General features: G+C 64.7%; 16 protein-coding genes. 5 read left to right on the top strand and 11 right to left on the bottom strand.

Translation table 11 applies throughout. The features are described 5' to 3' along the window. Window positions 1-123: 123 nt before the first annotated feature. On the top strand, window positions 124-1,626 hold the full coding sequence (locus tag AC51GR_RS06535) for an acyl-CoA carboxylase subunit beta (protein ID WP_496323783.1): 1,503 nt from the start codon (window positions 124-126) through the stop codon (window positions 1,624-1,626). A gap of 14 nt (window positions 1,627-1,640) precedes the next feature. Further along, window positions 1,641-2,657 carry an aromatic ring-hydroxylating oxygenase subunit alpha gene (locus AC51GR_RS06530; RefSeq protein ID WP_496323782.1) on the top strand — a complete coding sequence of 339 codons (1,017 nt, stop codon included), beginning with the start codon at window positions 1,641-1,643 and terminating at the stop codon, window positions 2,655-2,657. An 81-nt stretch (window positions 2,658-2,738) separates the two neighbouring features. On the opposite strand, the gene AC51GR_RS06525 is transcribed toward AC51GR_RS06530, so the two are convergent. Together AC51GR_RS06525 and AC51GR_RS06520 are read right to left on the bottom strand one after the other, a co-directional pair. After that, window positions 2,739-2,894 (bottom strand): hypothetical protein, encoded by a 156-nt coding sequence (locus tag AC51GR_RS06525; RefSeq protein WP_496323781.1) that lies wholly within the window; start codon window positions 2,892-2,894, stop codon window positions 2,739-2,741. A 13-nt stretch (window positions 2,895-2,907) separates the two neighbouring features. Continuing rightward, a complete protein-coding gene (locus tag AC51GR_RS06520) occupies window positions 2,908-3,252 on the bottom strand; it encodes an NAD(P)-binding domain-containing protein (protein ID WP_496323780.1) in 345 nt (114 codons plus the stop codon). Window positions 3,253-3,381: 129 nt separating this feature from the next. Here AC51GR_RS06520 and AC51GR_RS06515 point away from each other — a divergent pair, with 129 nt between their 5' ends. After that, complete coding sequence (locus AC51GR_RS06515) at window positions 3,382-4,602, top strand: CaiB/BaiF CoA transferase family protein (protein WP_496323779.1); 1,221 nt, start codon at window positions 3,382-3,384, stop codon at window positions 4,600-4,602. A gap of 23 nt (window positions 4,603-4,625) precedes the next feature. Here the strand turns inward: AC51GR_RS06515 and AC51GR_RS06510 are convergent, their stop codons facing one another. The 7 genes from AC51GR_RS06510 to AC51GR_RS06480 form a co-directional block, all read right to left on the bottom strand. Next, a complete protein-coding gene (locus AC51GR_RS06510; protein WP_496323778.1) occupies window positions 4,626-5,831 on the bottom strand; it encodes an amidohydrolase family protein in 1,206 nt (401 codons plus the stop codon). 53 nt (window positions 5,832-5,884) lie between these two features. Next, window positions 5,885-7,078, bottom strand: coding sequence for an acyl-CoA dehydrogenase family protein (locus AC51GR_RS06505; protein WP_496323777.1), 1,194 nt, complete (start codon window positions 7,076-7,078; stop codon window positions 5,885-5,887). 17 nt (window positions 7,079-7,095) lie between these two features. Further along, window positions 7,096-8,187, bottom strand: coding sequence for an acyl-CoA dehydrogenase family protein (locus AC51GR_RS06500; RefSeq protein ID WP_496323776.1), 1,092 nt, complete (start codon window positions 8,185-8,187; stop codon window positions 7,096-7,098). A gap of 2 nt (window positions 8,188-8,189) precedes the next feature. Next, a complete protein-coding gene (locus tag AC51GR_RS06495; RefSeq protein WP_496323775.1) occupies window positions 8,190-9,044 on the bottom strand; it encodes an amidohydrolase family protein in 855 nt (284 codons plus the stop codon). Window positions 9,045-9,060: 16 nt separating this feature from the next. After that, the gene (locus tag AC51GR_RS06490; protein ID WP_496323774.1) at window positions 9,061-10,701 is read right to left on the bottom strand and encodes an acyl-CoA synthetase; all 1,641 of its coding nucleotides are present in this window, start codon (window positions 10,699-10,701) and stop codon (window positions 9,061-9,063) included. Further along, complete coding sequence (locus AC51GR_RS06485; protein WP_496323773.1) at window positions 10,698-11,927, bottom strand: amidohydrolase family protein; 1,230 nt, start codon at window positions 11,925-11,927, stop codon at window positions 10,698-10,700. The genes AC51GR_RS06490 and AC51GR_RS06485 overlap by 4 nt, the downstream gene beginning before the upstream one ends. Window positions 11,928-12,000: 73 nt before the next feature. Further along, window positions 12,001-12,867 (bottom strand): enoyl-CoA hydratase, encoded by an 867-nt coding sequence (locus AC51GR_RS06480; protein ID WP_496323772.1) that lies wholly within the window; start codon window positions 12,865-12,867, stop codon window positions 12,001-12,003. Window positions 12,868-13,089: 222 nt separating this feature from the next. Here AC51GR_RS06480 and AC51GR_RS06475 point away from each other — a divergent pair, with 222 nt between their 5' ends. Both AC51GR_RS06475 and AC51GR_RS06470 read left to right on the top strand, forming a co-directional pair. Further along, the gene (locus tag AC51GR_RS06475; protein WP_496323771.1) at window positions 13,090-13,854 is read left to right on the top strand and encodes a TetR/AcrR family transcriptional regulator; all 765 of its coding nucleotides are present in this window, start codon (window positions 13,090-13,092) and stop codon (window positions 13,852-13,854) included. A gap of 212 nt (window positions 13,855-14,066) precedes the next feature. After that, complete coding sequence (locus AC51GR_RS06470; RefSeq protein WP_496323770.1) at window positions 14,067-14,969, top strand: alpha/beta hydrolase; 903 nt, start codon at window positions 14,067-14,069, stop codon at window positions 14,967-14,969. Here the strand turns inward: AC51GR_RS06470 and AC51GR_RS06465 are convergent. Together AC51GR_RS06465 and AC51GR_RS06460 are read right to left on the bottom strand one after the other, a co-directional pair. After that, window positions 14,956-15,870 (bottom strand): enoyl-CoA hydratase/isomerase family protein, encoded by a 915-nt coding sequence (locus AC51GR_RS06465; protein ID WP_496323769.1) that lies wholly within the window; start codon window positions 15,868-15,870, stop codon window positions 14,956-14,958. The genes AC51GR_RS06470 and AC51GR_RS06465 overlap by 14 nt on opposite strands. A 48-nt stretch (window positions 15,871-15,918) precedes the next feature. Next, window positions 15,919-16,599: a PaaI family thioesterase gene (locus tag AC51GR_RS06460; RefSeq protein WP_496323768.1), complete on the bottom strand. Its 681-nt coding sequence runs from the start codon at window positions 16,597-16,599 to the stop codon at window positions 15,919-15,921. Window positions 16,600-16,698: the final 99 nt, after the last annotated feature.

Raw genomic sequence — 16,698 nt, 5'->3', positions numbered from 1 at the left:
GGGACTGAAACGACTTTCCAAGCACCCCGATCCGCGCTAAATTGAAAGCCATACTGTATGTCCATCGAAACGGGGAGCAGCACTTTCCACCCGGCCCCAGCACTTTGACGAGGAACGAGGCTCATGACAAACGCACACGGCTGGAAGGAAACGCTCTCCGACCTCGAGGACCGCCGTCAGCACGCGCACGCGATGGGCGGACCCGACCGGGTTTCCAAACATCACGCGAAGGGCAAACTCGATGCCCGGCAACGGATTACGCGCTTCCTCGATCCGGGTAGCTTCCAGGAGTTCGGAACCCTGGTCGGCGGCGAGATCGCGTCCGACGGCATCGTGGTCGGCTCGGGTCTGGTCAATGGGAGTCCGGTGATGGTGGGCGCAGAAGACTTCACCACCATGGCCGGCACCATCGCACCGGGCAGCAACTCCAAGCGCTACCGCATCGCCGAACTGGCTGTGCGCAACAAGATCCCACTCGTCATGTTGCTCGAAGGCGCCGGTTTCCGTGCCACTGCCCACGCCTACGGCCGCACCCCCACCGACCTGTTGGCGCAGGCACGGTGTTCCGGACAGGTCCCGCTGGTCACCGCGGTCCTCGGGTCGTCGGCCGGGCACGGCGCCCTGGTCGCGCCCATCTCCGATTTCACCGTCATGTCAGAACAGGGCGCGATCTTCACCGCAGGCCCCCCGGTGGTCAAGGAGTCGACCGGAGAGACCATCTCCAAGGAAGACCTCGGCGGACCGGCGACCGCGATCGCCAGCGGCGTCATCCACAACCTCGCGGACGACGACGAGGCCGCCCTCGACGACCTACGCCGATATCTGAGCTATTTCCCGTCGAGCGCCTGGTCGTATCCGCCATCGTTGGCAGCGGGCGACGACGATGACAACGAACAACGGCCCACCGCAGAACTTCTCGACGTCATCGCACGGGACAGTCGGCGGGTCTACGACATGCACAACGTGCTCGACGTTGTCTTCGACCGCCCCGACTACTTCGAGGTTCAGCCGACCTTCGGTCCGGCGATCATCTGTGCGCTCGCACATCTCGGTGGCCATCCGGTTGCGGTCGTGGCCAACCAGCCTCAGGTGATGGCCGGTTCCATCAATTCCGACGCCGCCGACAAGGCCGCCCATTTCGTCAACGTGGCCGATTCGTTCCATCTTCCACTGATCTTCCTGGCCGACAACCCCGGGATGCTCCCGGGTAGCGAGTCCGAGCGCAACGGTGTCCTTCGCAGCGGGGCACGGATGTTCGCGGCCCAGACCGGCGCGACCACCATCAAGTTGCATGTCACCCTACGTAAGGCCTACGGGTTCGGCTCTATGGTCATGTCCCTGATCGGATTCGACAGCCAGGCAGCCACATTCGCCTTCCCCGGGGCAACCATGGGCGCGATGAGTGCCGCCGCATTGAGCCGGGCGTCGGGCGCCGAGGAGGACATGAGTACGGTGCTTCGCGAAATGGAACTCGAGGCGTCCTACCGGTCGGCCGGACACCTCGGTTTCGACGAGCTGATCGATCCCACCGAGACGCGCAACGCACTGCTCACCTCGCTCGAACGCGCACTGCGCGGACGACAGGCCGCGGCCCAACCGGTCACGCGAACAACCATCACCCCCTGAGAGGTATACCCCCGATGAAGGTTCCGTTCACGTGGAAGGTCACCGGCTGGTTCGTGATCGGATGGTCGCAAGAGTATCCGGCCGGCGAGGCCAAGCCGCTCAGGTACTTCGGTGAAGACCTTGTCGCCTATCGCGGTGAGTCCGGGGACATGCACGTGACATCGGCCCGCTGCCGGCATCTCGGTGCCCACCTCGGGCATGGCGGAAAGGTGGTGGGCGACTGCGTCGAATGTCCCTTTCACGGCTGGCGCTGGGGTCCGGACGGGGTCAACAAGTTCCGGCCGGACGAACCCGACCGGCCCAACAAACTGCTGACATTGCGCACCTTTCCCGTCCGGGAGCAATACGGTCTGGTGTTCATGTGGCACCACCCCCACGGCGAGCCACCGAGGTGGGAACTGCCGGACCTGTTCGAGAAGTTCCCGCAGTTCCCAACCGATGCAGACGCCTACTACCGGCCGTATCCCGAGTTCGCCCGCAAGTCGGAGCATGAACCCGTCCACCCGCAGATCGTTGCCGAAAACGGGCCGGACAGCGCGCATTTCCGGTACGTCCACAATGCCACCGTCACCCCGGTCGGATTGAACTGGGAAGTCGTCGACAACGAATGGAGATTCCTCACCGGCTGGCCCGATGTCCGCAGCGGCGACCCCGACAAGATGGCGCTGTTCATCCACAGTCACTTCTCGGGACTGGGCTTTGCCATCAGTGCTTTCGAGGGGGCCACCAACTATCGCCTGATCTTCGCCTGCACACCGGTCGAGGACGGCTACTCCGACCTGTTCTATTCCATCTGGTGGCCGCGCAATCCCGGTGATCCCTCCGACATCCCGCCCGACGACGTCCAGGAGAAGGTCGAAAAGCAGTTCCTGGTCACGGTTTTCGAAGATCTGAGCATCTGGCGTCATCAGGAGTATGTCGAGCATCCACCGCTGTCCCGGGTTGATGCGCCGCCATTTCGGGCGATGCGCAAGTGGGCGACACAGTTCTACGACGTCCCGCCCACCGAGGCGGTCGGTACCTCCTCGTGAGGGTAGACCTCGCCGCGCCTCGAGACCTCAGCCTGCGACGGGTCCACCACCGCACCTGTTGCCTATCCAGAAGATCCGCGGTCACGTGATGTTCATCGGTCTGGTCTCGACCACGGTCCGCAGAAGTCCGAGGTCGACATCGGACTCCTCGGCCGAGGCGATGCAAGCCGCCACATCTTTCGCGATGTACCGGCCGGCCAGATCGGTGAAGCCCTGCAGTCCACCGATCAGCTGCAACGATTACGCCGCTTTACTCGCACCGCTGCACACGGCAAGCGCCTCGAGCAGCTGTGTCTCGTCGACGCCGAGCTTCTCGCCGAGCTGGATTGCCGAGGCGACCATTTGCGCGTTGGCGGGCGCACAGCACATTGTTGATGAGCTTGAGCGACACCGCACTTCCCACGTCCCCGGTGTCGACGATCGGGCCGGCGTATGCGGCCGGCACCGGCCGGACGCGATCGCGCACCGCTTCCGGCCCGGCCGGCAAGACGGTCAGCGATCCGGCGAGGATGTCGTCTGCCGATCCGCTGACGGGTGCATCGATCAGCTCGGGCCCGGCGGCGTACTCCGCCTTCAGTGTGGCCAGGGTGCTCAACAGCCCGGTGGTGTGGGAGACGACACACCGAAGGGGCCAAAAGGGTGTCCGGGAACCGGGCTGACTAACTGTAGTTCTTACAGTAGGCTCGAACAACAGTCCGTCAAACGGTTGGAAAGGCAAGTGCGGATGTCCTCATTGCTGAGCGGTGTCACCGTGGTCGAGCTGGCTTCATGGACGTACGTCCCGAGCGCGGGGGTCATCCTGCGTGATTGGGGCGCCGATGTGATCAAGATCGAGGACACCCGTGGGGGCGACCCCTGTCGTCAGCTCACCGTCGGTGGCCTGCAACCTCAGGACTCGCGAGTCAAGGTCAACTTCATGATGGAGATCGGCAATCGGGGAAAACGCAGCATCGGCATGGACGTCAAAACCACTGAAGGCAAGGCGATCTTCGGGAAGTTGATAGCCGGGGCGGATGTCTTCCTGACCAACTGGTTGCCGGGTCCGCTCGAACGCGCCGGTCTCACTGTCGACGCGCTTCGCGAACTGAACCCGAAACTCATCATCGCCCGCGGCAGCGGCCAGGGGTCACGTGGCCCCGACCGCGACAAGGGAGGTTTCGATGCCTCCGGGTACACCGCTCGTGCCGGCGTCGCCTACGCACTGACACCGGACGGCAGCGAGTTCCCGTTCGCCCAGGGTCCGGCCTTCGGCGATCTGCAGGGCGGCAGCACGCTGGCCGGTGGCATCGCCGCCGCACTGTTCCACCGCGAGCGCACCGGTGAACCCGACATCGTCGACGGTTCGCTACTCGCACAGGGCATGTGGGCCGTCGCCCCGGACATCATCGCCGCCGACCACTACGGGATCGATCGCATTCCCGCCTACCCGCCGGGCGAGGCTCCCAATCCGGTGGTCAATCGGTACAAGACCCGCGACAACCGCTGGCTGCAGCTGGTGTTCCTGCAGGCGGACCGCTACTGGGCCGGTTTCTGTGATCGGATCGGACGCCCGGAACTCGCGGAGGACAAACGGTTCACGCCCATCGCGAACCTGATCGCCAACAGAGACGTCGCCACCGCCGAGCTGCGAAAGACCTTCGCCGAACGGGATCTGGCGGAATGGTGCAAGGTCCTCGCCGACGAGCCCGGCGTCTGGGCCAGCCTGGCCACGCCGCGCGAAGTGCTCGACGACCCCCAGGTCGCCGCGAATGGTTACCTCCTGACCGCAACAGACGACGACGGTGTCGACTTTTACACCGTCGGTGCGCCAATCCAATTCAACAACATCGCCCCTGACGGCGCCCGGGCCCCCGAATACGGTGAGCACACCGAGACCATCCTTCTCGAACTCGGTTTGGACTGGGACCAGATCATCGCCGCAAAGGAATCCGGCGCGATCATCTGACCTTCGGATCCGCGACCGGGAGATCAATCGAAACGAATCCTCGCCTCGATACCGAGCAGCCTGGACATGTTGCCACCCATGATCTTTCGGGTGTCCTCATCGGACAGGCCGGCAAGTTTGCTGTCGATCAGACTCAACGGGTCCCGGAGTCCTTCCGGATGCGGCCAGTCGGAGCCGAAGAGAACATGATCGGCCCCGAGGAGATCGACCACCTCGGCATAGCTGTCCTCCCAGAACGGGTTGACGTACACACAACGTTTGAAGGCCTCGATCGGGTTCTCCAGGAACAACTGTGGCAGCTTCTTGTATGTGTTCTCGAGGTTGCGGAACAACGTCGGCAGCCAGTCGGCCCCGTTCTCGATCAACAGGAGCTTGAGATCCGGCACCCGCGACAGGGTTCCGTGACAGATCAACGCGGTCATCGCATCCTCGATGGCACGGCTGCCCATCGCCGCCGTCCGGAAGCCGGTGGTCGGGGCGAAAGGTTTGAACTCCGACGCCGGTTCCCAAATGTTGAGCACCTCGGAGTAGCCGCTGTCCGAGGCATGCATCGAGACCGGGATGTCTGCATCGACACAGGCCTGCCAGAACGGGTCGAACTCCTCGAAACCGAAGGACCGCGAACCCTTGAACCCCGGGACCGGGGCCGGGCGCACCAGCACCGTACGGGCGCCGCGCTCGAGGGCCCAGTGCAACTCCTCGATGGCCCGGTCCACGATCGGGAGCGTGATGACCGGGGTCGCAAAGATCCTGTCCTCGTAGTTGAACGACCATTGCTCGAACATCCACTCGTTGAGGGCGTGGATCACGTCGTGCGTCAGTTCCGGATCGTCCTTCAGGCGCTCCTCCACCAGGGATGCCAGCGTCGGGAACATCAACGCGTAGTCGACACCCAGTTCGTCCATCTTCTCCAGCCGGGCCGCCGGTTCGCGGAACGCGGGGATCGACTTCATCGCCTTACCCATGATCTCGCGGGCACTCTTGCCGTCCGGATTGCCGTTGCGGAAGTAGTCTTCCTGCGCGCCGGGTGCGGCGACCACCGAGAAGGTCGGGTTGGGGATGAATTCGCTGATCGTGTCGCGGACGACGATCTTGGTGCGCCCGTCGATGTCGACGTAGCGGATCGTGCCCTTGGCATGCTCGGGGAGGAACTTGGTCAGCGCCTCCTGCGTCTCGTACATGTGACTGTCGGAATCGAACACCGGGAAGCTGACTTTTCGCGACGGCATGGTTGCGCACTCCTAGTTGTCAAAATGGTTGTGCCACAGGTGATGGCCGACCACTACCCCGCTGTGGTCTTGGCCGGCGAGTAGTCTGGACGTCCGAGCCCCAGAGCGTGCTGAGCGATCATGTTACGGAACACCTCCAGGGTGCCGCCATAGATGCCGCACAGCGGCGCCCAGCGGTACAGGTATTCCGACGCACCGTCGTCGGCGGCGCCGTCCGTCTCGATCGGCAGGGTCGATGCGGTGCCGAGGATGTCCATCAGATCCGGCGCGAGCTCGCGCATCGCCTGGGCGATGGCGACGCGCCCGAACATGCTCGGCGCCGAGAGTGACGCCTCCATCCGCGCGGCACTGCGACCGAGTCGGTAGGCCACCGAGGAGTCATCGAGAGCTCTTTTGCCGGACGGCGTCTCACGCGCCACCGCGGCCGCGACCTGGTCGACCGTCGTCGCCATGTACAGGCCCTGGTGCATCATGATCGCGATGTCGTCCAGGCCGTCGGGCTTGCGCTCTGTCACGCCGTGCTCGACGCTGAGCGGCCCCATCAGCACGGCCCATCCGCCGTTCACCTCGCCGAGGCGATACCGGTCGTCGACCTCGACGTCGCTGTAGTAGACGATGTTGGTGCGGTCCCCGTCGACTGTGCGGATGCCCTGGATCTCGATACCCGGCGAATCCAGGGGCACCAGGAACATCGTCAGGCTCTTGTGCTTCTTGGCGTCGGGTTCGGTGTTGGTGATCAGGAAGACGTACTTGCAGTTGTGGGCGCCGGTGGTGAACATCTTGGACCCGTTGATGATCCAGCGTCCGCCGTCACGCACGGCCCGGGTTTTGGAGGTTGCGATGTCCGAGCCACCTTCGGGCTCGGTGTAGCCCAGGCACATCCGGACGTGCCCGCTGAACACACCGGGCAGGACCTCGTCCCGGAGCTCCGGCGAGCCGAACGTCAGCACCGACCGCGCCACGATCGCCGTGGTCCCCCAGGTCACCCACGGGGCGTGGAATCGCCGTTTCTCCAGTTGCCAGATCCGCCGCTGGATCCGGCCCCAGCCGCCCTCCTCCTCGCTGTGGAACTCCGCCGCGAGATAGCCCGCCGCACCCATCGCCAGGTGCACCGCCTCGTCGAAGTTGTCACCGGATTCGCGATCTCGGCGGATCACCTCATCCGTGACGTGTGTCCCCAGGAATCCGCGCACCTCGTCGAGAAACGCCTGATCTGCCGCTGCCAGTTCAACCTTCGAGAAATCCATGTCCTTCTCATCCCCTCCTAGACCGTCACCGGCGTCGACGTCCGAGCCGCGTCCGGCGCGCTTTCGCGAGCACCGATGATCTGAGCCACCCGCCGCGCACTGACCGCCGGATCTCCGCCCGCCAGCGGCCATCCCCTGGCCCGCACGAGGTATCCGGTGGCCGCCGCTTCGGTGGTGACACCTAGACCGCCCTGGATGTGGACCGCGCCGGCCGCCGAACGGGCGGCTTCCTCGGCCATGTACACAAACGCTGCCGCAGACAGTTCCCGGCGTTCTTCCGGCTCGTTGTCGAGGAACCAGGCCGCCCGCCGCGACAGATTGCGACCCGACTCCACCACGATCGCCATATTGGCCAACGGATGCGAAATGCCCTGCAGCGTCGAGATCGGAACACCCATCGTGTACCGGTTCTTGGCGAACTCGGCGGCGATCTGCATGGTCTTCTCGACCAGACCGACCAGCGCGGCCGCCGTCAGCACACGCCATTCGTCTAGGGCCAGTTCGTATTCGGCGATCGCCTCGGGGCCGCCGGCCAGAACCGTGCGATGCTCTGCGCCGGACGGGTCCACCCAGGCCATCGGCAGATGTCCGATGTTGTTCACCCGGGCCGGGCGGGTGTCCGCGGTCAACCTGACGATGTTGTCGCCGTCACGCAGGATGATGTGATCGGCCACCGAAGCGGCGGCCACCAGGCGGGGCCCTTCCACCTCGTCGCCATGCGGGTCCAGGGTGGCCAACTGCCGACCGGCGACAACGTCCTGAGCGAACGGCGAATCATCCTTCAGTGCACCGATTCTCCCCAGCAACCGGGTCGAGCAGACGTGATCGATCCAGGGCACCGGTGCGATCGACTTCCCGATCTCCTCGGCCACGATGGTGAGGTCGACCAGCGTGGCGCCGTCACCACCGGTGGACTCCGGCACCGCCATCGAGGTGGCACCCGTGCTGCACAGGCGTTCCCAGAGATTCTTGTCGAAGCCGTCCGGTTCGGCGGCCCGCACCACGTCGATGGAGCAATGGGTGTTGAAGAACTTCGAGTACGCGGCCTGCAGGTCGAGCTGGTCCGGCGAGAGGGTGTAGTCCAGCCTGCGCAATTCGTAGCGGTCCATGTTCATTGCTCCTGTTTCGGGCCGGCGAAGAAGAAATCCTGCGCGTTGTTGTAGAGGTAGTTCTCGAGTGCGTCGACAGGCAGATCGAGCGCTGCCGCCTCCGGCAGGACGCGACGCATCGGCAGCACCGGCCAGTCCGAACCGAAGATGATCTTGTCCCGACCGCGCGTGCGCATGTAGTGCAAGAGGCTCTCGGGCAGACGCTTTGGCGACCAGGCCGACGTCATCAACCGCAGATTGCTGTACTTCACCAACAGTCGGATCGCCACATCCCACCACGGGTCCGCCCCATGGATCATGCACAGCCGCAGTTCGGGAAAACGGACGCACACCCGATCGAGATGGATCGGATGCTGCACTTCCCCGGGTATCGGCGGCCCGGGTATGCCGGTGTTGATACACAGCGGCAGGTCCAGGTCCACGCACCTGGTGTAGAGCGGGTAGTAGACCGCGTCACTGGCCGGGTACATCCCATCGCCCCAAAAGCTCGGCCCCACCACCGCATACGTCACCGGCAGGTCCCGGACCACAGCACTGAGCTCGCGGAGCGACGGCATCGGTTTCAGCAGGTTGATACCGCCCATCGCGAGCGTGAAACGGCCGGGTTCGGCCTCGACGAACTTACGTGCCGTGGTCGACGGGGTTGCGAGGTTGTCCATCAGGATCGCCCTGCGGACGCCGTGGGCGTCCATCTCGTCGAGCAGTTCGGCCATGTCCACCGGCTCGAACATCGACTTGGGCCCCTTGAAGTAGTCGTCTCGAACCTTCAGCATCCAGCCCGGTTGCTGCGCGGTCTCACCGAAGTGGACGTTGACCAGGCAGTCGATTGCCGGTGTGGCAGCTACTTCTGTTGGCATCTGGGCGAATCCGTTTCTACAGTGTCGAGGTCGCGGGACGGGCGGTGTCGCCGGCTGATTCCACCGCGACCTTCGCCCATCGGTAATCGGGCTTTCCGTTGCCGAGGCGTTTCACGTGGTCGACGAAGATCACCGCCTTGGGGACCTTGAAACCGGCCAGATCCACCTTGCACAGCGCCTGTAAGCTCTCCGCGGTCTCCCCGGAACCGGGTTCGAGCGCCACCAGCGCCACCACCTCCTGGCCCCAGCGGTCGCTCGCCCGGCCGATCACCAGCGCATCGGCGACACCCGACTGCCGGCGCAGGACGGCTTCGACCTCTTCCACGAAGACCTTTTCACCGCCGGTGTTGACCACCAGCGAATCCCGTCCGAGGAGGCGGACGGTGCCGTCGGCGTCGAGCGTCGCCCGGTCACCGGGAATCGACACCCGCACCCCGTCGAGCACCGGGAACGTGCTCTCGGTCGCGGCTCGATCCCGGAAGTAGCCCAGCGGAACCCGGCCGACCCGAGCCGTCCAGCCGATCTCGCCAGAGCCCGGCTCGAGGAGCCTGCTGCGATCGGCGGACACCACGGCGCCGCCGGGCCGCAGGCCGAAAGTCTCTCCCAGCGCGCCCTTCTGGCTGGTGTAGAAACCCAGGCCGCCGGTTTCCGATGAACCGTATCCGTCGATCACCAGCACATGCGGCAGCGCTTCGAGCAGTGCGGTCTTGTGGATCGGGTTGGTGGCCGCGCCGCCAGAGGCGATGGCGTACATCGATGACAGGTCGTAGCTCTTGCGCCCCAGCTCTGCGGCGATCGGCGCCGCATATGCGTCCCCGACCATCGTCATGAGCGAGACCTTCTCCCGCTCCGCCGTTTCCAGGACCGCGCGGGGATCAAAGTGGTCGCGGTCGTCGAAGAGCACCACGGTCTGCCCGGTCAGCAGCCCCGAGAACGCCGTCCAGATACCTGCCGCATGCACCAGCGGCGACACCGCGAACCAGACCTGCCCGCCGGTCAGCGCAATGTTGTGGAGGTCGGTGGCGGACTCGTAGTCGTTGCCGGCCAGTGACGACACATAGAGATCACTCTGCCGCCACATCACCCCTTTGGGCCGTCCGGTTGTTCCGCCGGTGCATTGCATGACCATGTCATCGGGCGACGACGGCAGTTCCCGGTCCGAATCACCCTGTGCCACCGCATCGTCAAAGGACACCGCACCCGCGACCCTCGGTGCATCGCTTCCGTCGTCGACCTCGATCAGGAGGTCGATGCCCTCGCCGGTCAGCGCCGCGGCGAACTCCGGTCCGAATGAGCGGTGGTAGATGACCGCGCGCGGACGAACGTACTCGAGGAGTTCAGTGATCTCGCGGGCCGTGTAGTTGTAGTTGACGTTCACCGGGACCACGCGGGCCTTCAGACAGCCGATCATGGCATCGGGGTAGAGGTCGTTGCGCATGATCAGCGCGACCCGGTCCTGCCCGCATTCCCAGCGCGGGTGTTCGGATTGCGGGGTGTGGGCGCCGAGCCCCTGATCAGCCAGATAATTGGCCAGCCGGCGCGTCCGGACCGCGGACTCGCCGAAAGTGCTGCGCCGGGAGCCGCAGATCGTCATCACCCGGTCCGGTACCGCAGACGCCACCTCGTCGAGCACATCCCCGATCGACCACTCCCTCATCGGCCCGCCTTCTCGCCCGGACCCGCGCCGACCACCACCGGTGAACGACCCAGTAGATCCAATGCGTTGTCGCGCATGATCTTCCGGACATCCGCGTCACCGAAATCGGCCAGGTCGTCGACAAAGGACACCGGTGTCTCCAACCCCTCACCGTGCGGCCAATCCGAACCGAAGAGAATTCGTTCGACGCCGATCAACTCTGCCAGTGCCGTCATGTCCTCCTCGTAGTACGGGGCCGCCCACACGTGGTTGCGCAGCGTCTCGACCGGATCCACGGGGAACGACCGCGGGAATTGGTTGGCGAGCTTGGCCAGCCGTTTGGCCAACCGGTGCATCCAGTCCGTACCGTTCTCGATGCTGGCCACCCGAAGCCTGGGATGACGGTCGAACACACCGTGGACGATCAGAGAGGCGATGGTGTCGTGGATCGCCCGGTCGTCGACGACGATCTTGTCGAACGGGTCGGTGGTGCCGAATCCTTCGAAGTTCGCCTTGCCACCCCACATCGCGGCGATGCTGAGGTATCCGCTGTCACTGAGGTGGAAGGCCACCGGCACACCGGCTTCGGCCAGTCGCGCCCACACCGGATCGTGCAGACGGTCCCCCAGCGACCGCGGCTTCGGGATCCCCGGCACCGGCGCAGGCCGGACGCAGACCAACTGGGCACCCTTGTCGATGACTGAATCGACTTCTGCGGCAGCAGCTTCCGGATCGGCGAAGGAGATGATCGGGGCCGTGATGATCCGGTTGTCCGGTCGGGCGAAGCCCCAATCCTCATCCAGCCACAGATTGAATGCGTGCAGGGATGCCATCGTCGCGGGTATGTCGTGGGTCAATGCCTCCTCGACACCGCACCCGAACGTGGGGAACATCAAGATCGTCTCGACCTCCTGCTCGTCGAGGATTGCCACCCGCGCGCTGCGGTCGCGATACTCCGGACGCATCTCGATACTCTCGACCTGCATCAGGGAAGCCGGGTCGACCCCGTCGGGGATCTGGCCCCGGAACATCAGGTCGAGGCAGCCCGGCACGATGATCGGGTCGAAGGACGGGTTGGGGATGAATCGGTTCACCCGGTCACCGATGATCGCCATGGTGTGCCGTCCGTTGTCGGCGAACTGCACACCCCGGCGGCGAAACTTCTTGTCCAGGTGGCGCGTAAAGGCGTCGAGCGGCTCGTAGTAGTGATTGTCGACATCAATCGCCTGGTACGGAAGTTTCGGCATTGACGGTCCTTTCGATCCGGCGAGCGGGGACTTGGGTGTTGTTCGAAACTGCCGTTGCCGCGCAGTGGAGCGCTCACTGCAGCGGCGGGAAGTTCGGCTTTCGTTTTTCGAAGAAGGCCAAGATGCCTTCGGCGAAGTCCGGCCGGGTCAGCGACTCACCCATCAATACCCCGGCGCGCGAACCGGCTTCGTCCACGTCTCCGGTCGAATCCCGGTACGCCTGCTCCTTGATGTACGCCAGCGAGCTCGGCGCACATTGCAGCGCAATACCTTCGGCGTATTCGAGCACCGTCTCCATGAGCACCTCGGTGGCGACGACCTCTTTGATCAGATGGAGATCCGCTGCCTCATCGGCATAGAAGGTGCGACCGCTGAGCAGCAGGTCCATGGCCACACCCCAACCGACCAGCCGCGGCAGGATCCACGAGATGCCGTTCTCGGCGACCAGGCCCCGCTTGGCGAACGGTGCGGCGAATTTTGCGCCGGTGGTGGCGAAACGGACATCACACATCAGGGCCAGCACCAGACCGATGCCGACGCAGGGGCCGTCGATGGCCGCGACCACGGGTTTGCGCAGACCGGTCAGGAACGACACCGGCCGGTCCCCGATGATCTTGCTGATGTCGACGGCGCCGGCGCGCTCGAGCGAGTCACCGATGGTCTCCGACGACCCCAGATGCGCGCCGGCGCAGAACGCACCACCACCGCCGGTGACGACCAGGACGCGGATATGCGGGGCTGCTTCGGCGCGATCGACCCACTCGTAGAAGGCATTTGCCATGTCGATGCCCCACGCGTTCATCCGATCGGGACGATTCAGCGTGAGTACGGCGACCCCGGCTTCGGTCTCTGAATACAGAACCGGCTGATCGACATCCGCCTCGGACACGGCGGCACCTCCTGGATTGGGAAAACGGCTCCGAGGACCCTCTGGCACCATTACTGTATACCTATCGGTAGTGCATTCCACAAGGGTTTGCACCGGCCGTGGGAGCCGCCCGGCGCATACGCCGATCCGGCTACCGCACCGGCAGACGGAGACCCAGCTCACAGGCATGACAGCGGTGGATACTGCACGGTCTTCGGTAACGTTTACGGGGACGATCAAGCACGACGGCGGACGCGCTCGTCGGCAGACGAGTGGTGACGGAAGTGGTTGCGAATGGCGAAGCAGAGCGCTCCAGTGAAGCGGCAACGGCGAGAGCGTGGATCCATCGATCCCAACGACATCATCAAGGGTGCCTTTGAACTGGCCGAAGAGGTCTCGATCGACAACTTGAGCATGCCGCTGCTCGGCAAACACCTCGGCGTCGGGGTCACGAGCATCTACTGGTACTTCCGCAAGAAGGATGACCTGCTCAACGCGATGACCGACCGTGCGTTCAACCGGTTCACCGTCGAAACCCCTTTTCCGGAAAACCGGCCGTGGCGCGAGACGCTCAGCGAACACGCGTACCAGATGCGGGAGACCTTTCTCGCCAATCCGATCCTCTGCGATCTGATCCTGATCCGGGCGTCGATGAGTCCGCGGGCTGCACAGCCCGGCGCCCAACTGATCGAGATGGCCGTCGCCAATCTGGTCAAGGCCGGACTGTCCCTCGATGACGCATTCGACACGTATTCCGCAGTCCAGCTCCACGTCCGCGGCTCGGTTGTCCTGGCCCGGCTGCAGCAGAAGCAGAAGGCTGCCGACCCGGAGGCCCGCGCCTACTACGAACACCTGATCATCACCCCCGAGACGACACCCCTGCTCTCCGAAGGCGTCGGTCGCGGGCACAGCATCGGCGCGCCCGACGACAAGAACTTCGCCTTCGGTCTCGAATGCATCCTCGATCATGCGAGCCGGCTGATCGAGTCCACTGCGTCGGGAGCGAAGAAATCATCGGCATCGCAACGCCGCAACGGAAAGACTCCTGAAGCGAGTTAGCCAACCGCCTGCGAACACGGCCGATACGAACCAAACTCAACGAAGTGGCCTGATGGACAAAGGCATACGACAACATTTCGGCTGAGATGAGATCGAATGGGCATCGCTACTGGGTCCGGATCCGCCGGGTCACGCTGCACCGGCCACAACATCGCCTCCCCGTCTCGATTGCAGGAACTCCCGCGGGGTCGCCGACGGGCAGGTGTCACGCAGTGAAGAATCACCTCGTCTTCCCCTCCGGCGGTGTCGATATCGATGCCTGGCACTTCCCCGCAGCCGACAACCGGCTCGCAGGCGCGACCGGTAGGCCCGTTGCCGTGATGGCGCACGGCTTCGCGGGCACCAAAGACTCTGGGCTCGAACCCTTCGCACGGAGTCTGGCCACTGCCGGACTCGACGTGATCGCATTCGACTATCGGGGTTTCGGTGCCAGCGCCGGGCAGCCACGTCAGGTCATCTCCCTGCCCGGGCAGGTGCAGGACTACCGCGCCGCGCTCCGCCAGGCCGCGTTGCTCCCCGAAGTCGATCCCCAACGTATGGTGCTCTGGGGTGTCTCCTTGGCGGGCGGCACCATCCTGGAGGTTGCGGCCGGTCGCAGCGACATCGTCGGGCTGATCTCGCTCACACCCCTGGTGGCCAGTCGCCCCGATCACCGGGCGCTTCGGGTGACAAAGCTTCTGACACAGGGGCTTCGAGACAAGGCCGCCGGCGCACTCGGCCGGTCCAGGATCATGGTGCCCGCGGTCGGAACGCCGGGGTCGGGCGCACTGCTGGACACCTCCGGCACGCTCGACGACTACACGTCCATAGCCGGCCCCACCTGGCGAAACGAGGTGAGCGCCTCGATAGCGGTCGAGGCCATCCGCCACCGGCCCGATCGGTTCGCCGGCCGGGTCCACTGCCACACCCTGTTCCAGATCGCGGACTTCGACCGCTGCGTGTCGGTCGATGCCGCGATCAAGACCGCAGTACGGGCGCGCGCCCAGGTTCGGCACTATCCCTGCGACCACTTCGACGTGTACCCGGGCAAACCCTGGCATGAGTCGGTGCTCGCGCACCAGGTGAAGTTCCTGACCCGGGCCCTGACCACCGACGCGGGTCTCAGAGGTTCTTGATGTCCTCTCGTTCGACGCGAAAGTGCTCGTCACGCAACCGGAATGCTTCCCGGGTGCCGTGTTCGGCCCGCGTCTTGACGAAGTTGAACTCCCCCGGCGCGAATTGCAGGTTCGTCCCGAAGGCGTGGAAGAGGTAACTCGCCACCTCCTCGCCCTGATACGCCTGACTCTGCTCCACCATCCGAAACGCCTCTTTGGCGATCACCACGCCGTCGGCCGGCATCTTGGCCGCCTTGCGGGCCCAGTAACGCGCAGAAGCGGTCAGCGACTGCGGGTCGCAGGTCTCGGTGAAGACACCCAGATGCTCCACCTCCCCGGCCGCGATGATGTCGCCGGTCAACAGCATCCGCCTCGCGAGCACCGGACCGAGACGGTGGAAGAACATGTGCAGGCTACCCAGGGCCGGACCCAGGAATCGGGTTGCGGGCATCCCGATCTTGGTATCCCGGGCGATGACCGAGATGTCGCACATGAGCGCCATCTCGAATCCGCCGCCCAGTGCGTACCCACCGATCTCGCCGACGGTGACCTTCGGGAAGCCGAGGAACTCGTGATAGAAGCCAAATGACTTGCGGTCCACATTGAGTCGTCGACGCTGACTCGGCCGACGATTCTTCGCCGCTGCCGCATCGCTGTTCCCGGAACCCTCCTCCTCGCCGTACCAGCCGTAGGCGTTGTTCATGTCGGCACCGGTGCTGAACACGCCTTCCGCGCCGCGCAACAGTGCGACCGTCACGTCGTCGTCATCGGCGACCGCATCGAGGCACCGGGCCAGATCTTCGCGCATGGCCGCGTCATAGGAGTTCCGGCGCTGCGGATTGTTCAGCGTGATCGTGGCGATCCGGGTCTGGCGATCCACGTCGAACAGGACCCGGTCACTTCCAACAGTCGACGATGTCATCTGCCAAACTCCTCATCGGTTCGCACGGCGTGCGTGTGGTCTTGCGCATCAGTTCGAAATCCGGCGTCTGCCGTGGCGTGAGCCGGTCAACTGTTCCGGAGGTAACGCCACCGCGGTGACCCGTGCGCCGCACAACACGGTCTCGCCGAGCAGTAGTCGCGCCGTCGAGATGAGTTCGCGACCCTCGCGTGTCCGGTCGACCTCGAACCGCAGCGGGGTCAGCACCGGTGTCGGCCGACGATAAGAAATGTCCAGAGTGCGGGTCTTGCCCGACAGTCGTACCGCACAATTCTGTTGCTGCACAACACAGTCGAAGAAGACGCCCAGAAATCCCCCGTGTACCAGGCCCGGCGGCCCCTCGTACGACAACCCGAACTCGACCGTTCCCGATGCGGTATCGGCGTCGAGGTGATCGAACTCGTACTGCGGGAAACACGGATTGAAGGCACCGACGTCAAAAGCGTGGTCGAGATAGACCCGTCGATCCGCGCCGAGATCGTCACCGAAACGCGGGGCCGGATTCGGGGGTACCGACGGTGCGAGTTCGCGTTCCCACTGCTCGCACTGGGTGACGATCGCGTCAATCGTGGGGTGCTCGTGCTCGAGTGAGAGCGTCACCTCGATCAGCCGGCGGATGGCCGCGGCGGCGGCGACCGTCTGCTCCAGGGGCACCTCTCCGTAGCTGGGTCTGGCACTCGCTCCCGAGGTCACCTGGTCGTCCGACACCATGGCCCCCCACTCCTTCGGATTACTTGTCGCGAAACACAGCCGCAGGCATTCCGGTATACCTTACAGTAGTGGACATCCGACCGTCTGTGGTCGAGAAAC

The organism is Williamsia sp. z71 (assembly GCF_059553375.1).
Note: the sequence above shows the minus strand (reverse complement) of the source record. Positions and strands in the feature narration are given on the sequence as shown.

Coding starts and splice junctions, on each gene's coding strand:
- AC51GR_RS06535 (WP_496323783.1), top strand. CDS start 124: ATGACAAACGCACACGGCTGGAAGGAAACGCTCTCCGACCTCGAGGAC.
- AC51GR_RS06530 (WP_496323782.1), top strand. CDS start 1,641: ATGAAGGTTCCGTTCACGTGGAAGGTCACCGGCTGGTTCGTGATCGGA.
- AC51GR_RS06515 (WP_496323779.1), top strand. CDS start 3,382: ATGTCCTCATTGCTGAGCGGTGTCACCGTGGTCGAGCTGGCTTCATGG.
- AC51GR_RS06510 (WP_496323778.1), bottom strand. CDS start 5,831: ATGCCGTCGCGAAAAGTCAGCTTCCCGGTGTTCGATTCCGACAGTCAC.
- AC51GR_RS06505 (WP_496323777.1), bottom strand. CDS start 7,078: ATGGATTTCTCGAAGGTTGAACTGGCAGCGGCAGATCAGGCGTTTCTC.
- AC51GR_RS06500 (WP_496323776.1), bottom strand. CDS start 8,187: ATGGACCGCTACGAATTGCGCAGGCTGGACTACACCCTCTCGCCGGAC.
- AC51GR_RS06495 (WP_496323775.1), bottom strand. CDS start 9,044: ATGCCAACAGAAGTAGCTGCCACACCGGCAATCGACTGCCTGGTCAAC.
- AC51GR_RS06490 (WP_496323774.1), bottom strand. CDS start 10,701: ATGAGGGAGTGGTCGATCGGGGATGTGCTCGACGAGGTGGCGTCTGCG.
- AC51GR_RS06485 (WP_496323773.1), bottom strand. CDS start 11,927: ATGCCGAAACTTCCGTACCAGGCGATTGATGTCGACAATCACTACTAC.
- AC51GR_RS06480 (WP_496323772.1), bottom strand. CDS start 12,867: ATGGTGCCAGAGGGTCCTCGGAGCCGTTTTCCCAATCCAGGAGGTGCC.
- AC51GR_RS06475 (WP_496323771.1), top strand. CDS start 13,090: ATGGCGAAGCAGAGCGCTCCAGTGAAGCGGCAACGGCGAGAGCGTGGA.
- AC51GR_RS06465 (WP_496323769.1), bottom strand. CDS start 15,870: ATGACATCGTCGACTGTTGGAAGTGACCGGGTCCTGTTCGACGTGGAT.
- AC51GR_RS06460 (WP_496323768.1), bottom strand. CDS start 16,599: ATGGTGTCGGACGACCAGGTGACCTCGGGAGCGAGTGCCAGACCCAGC.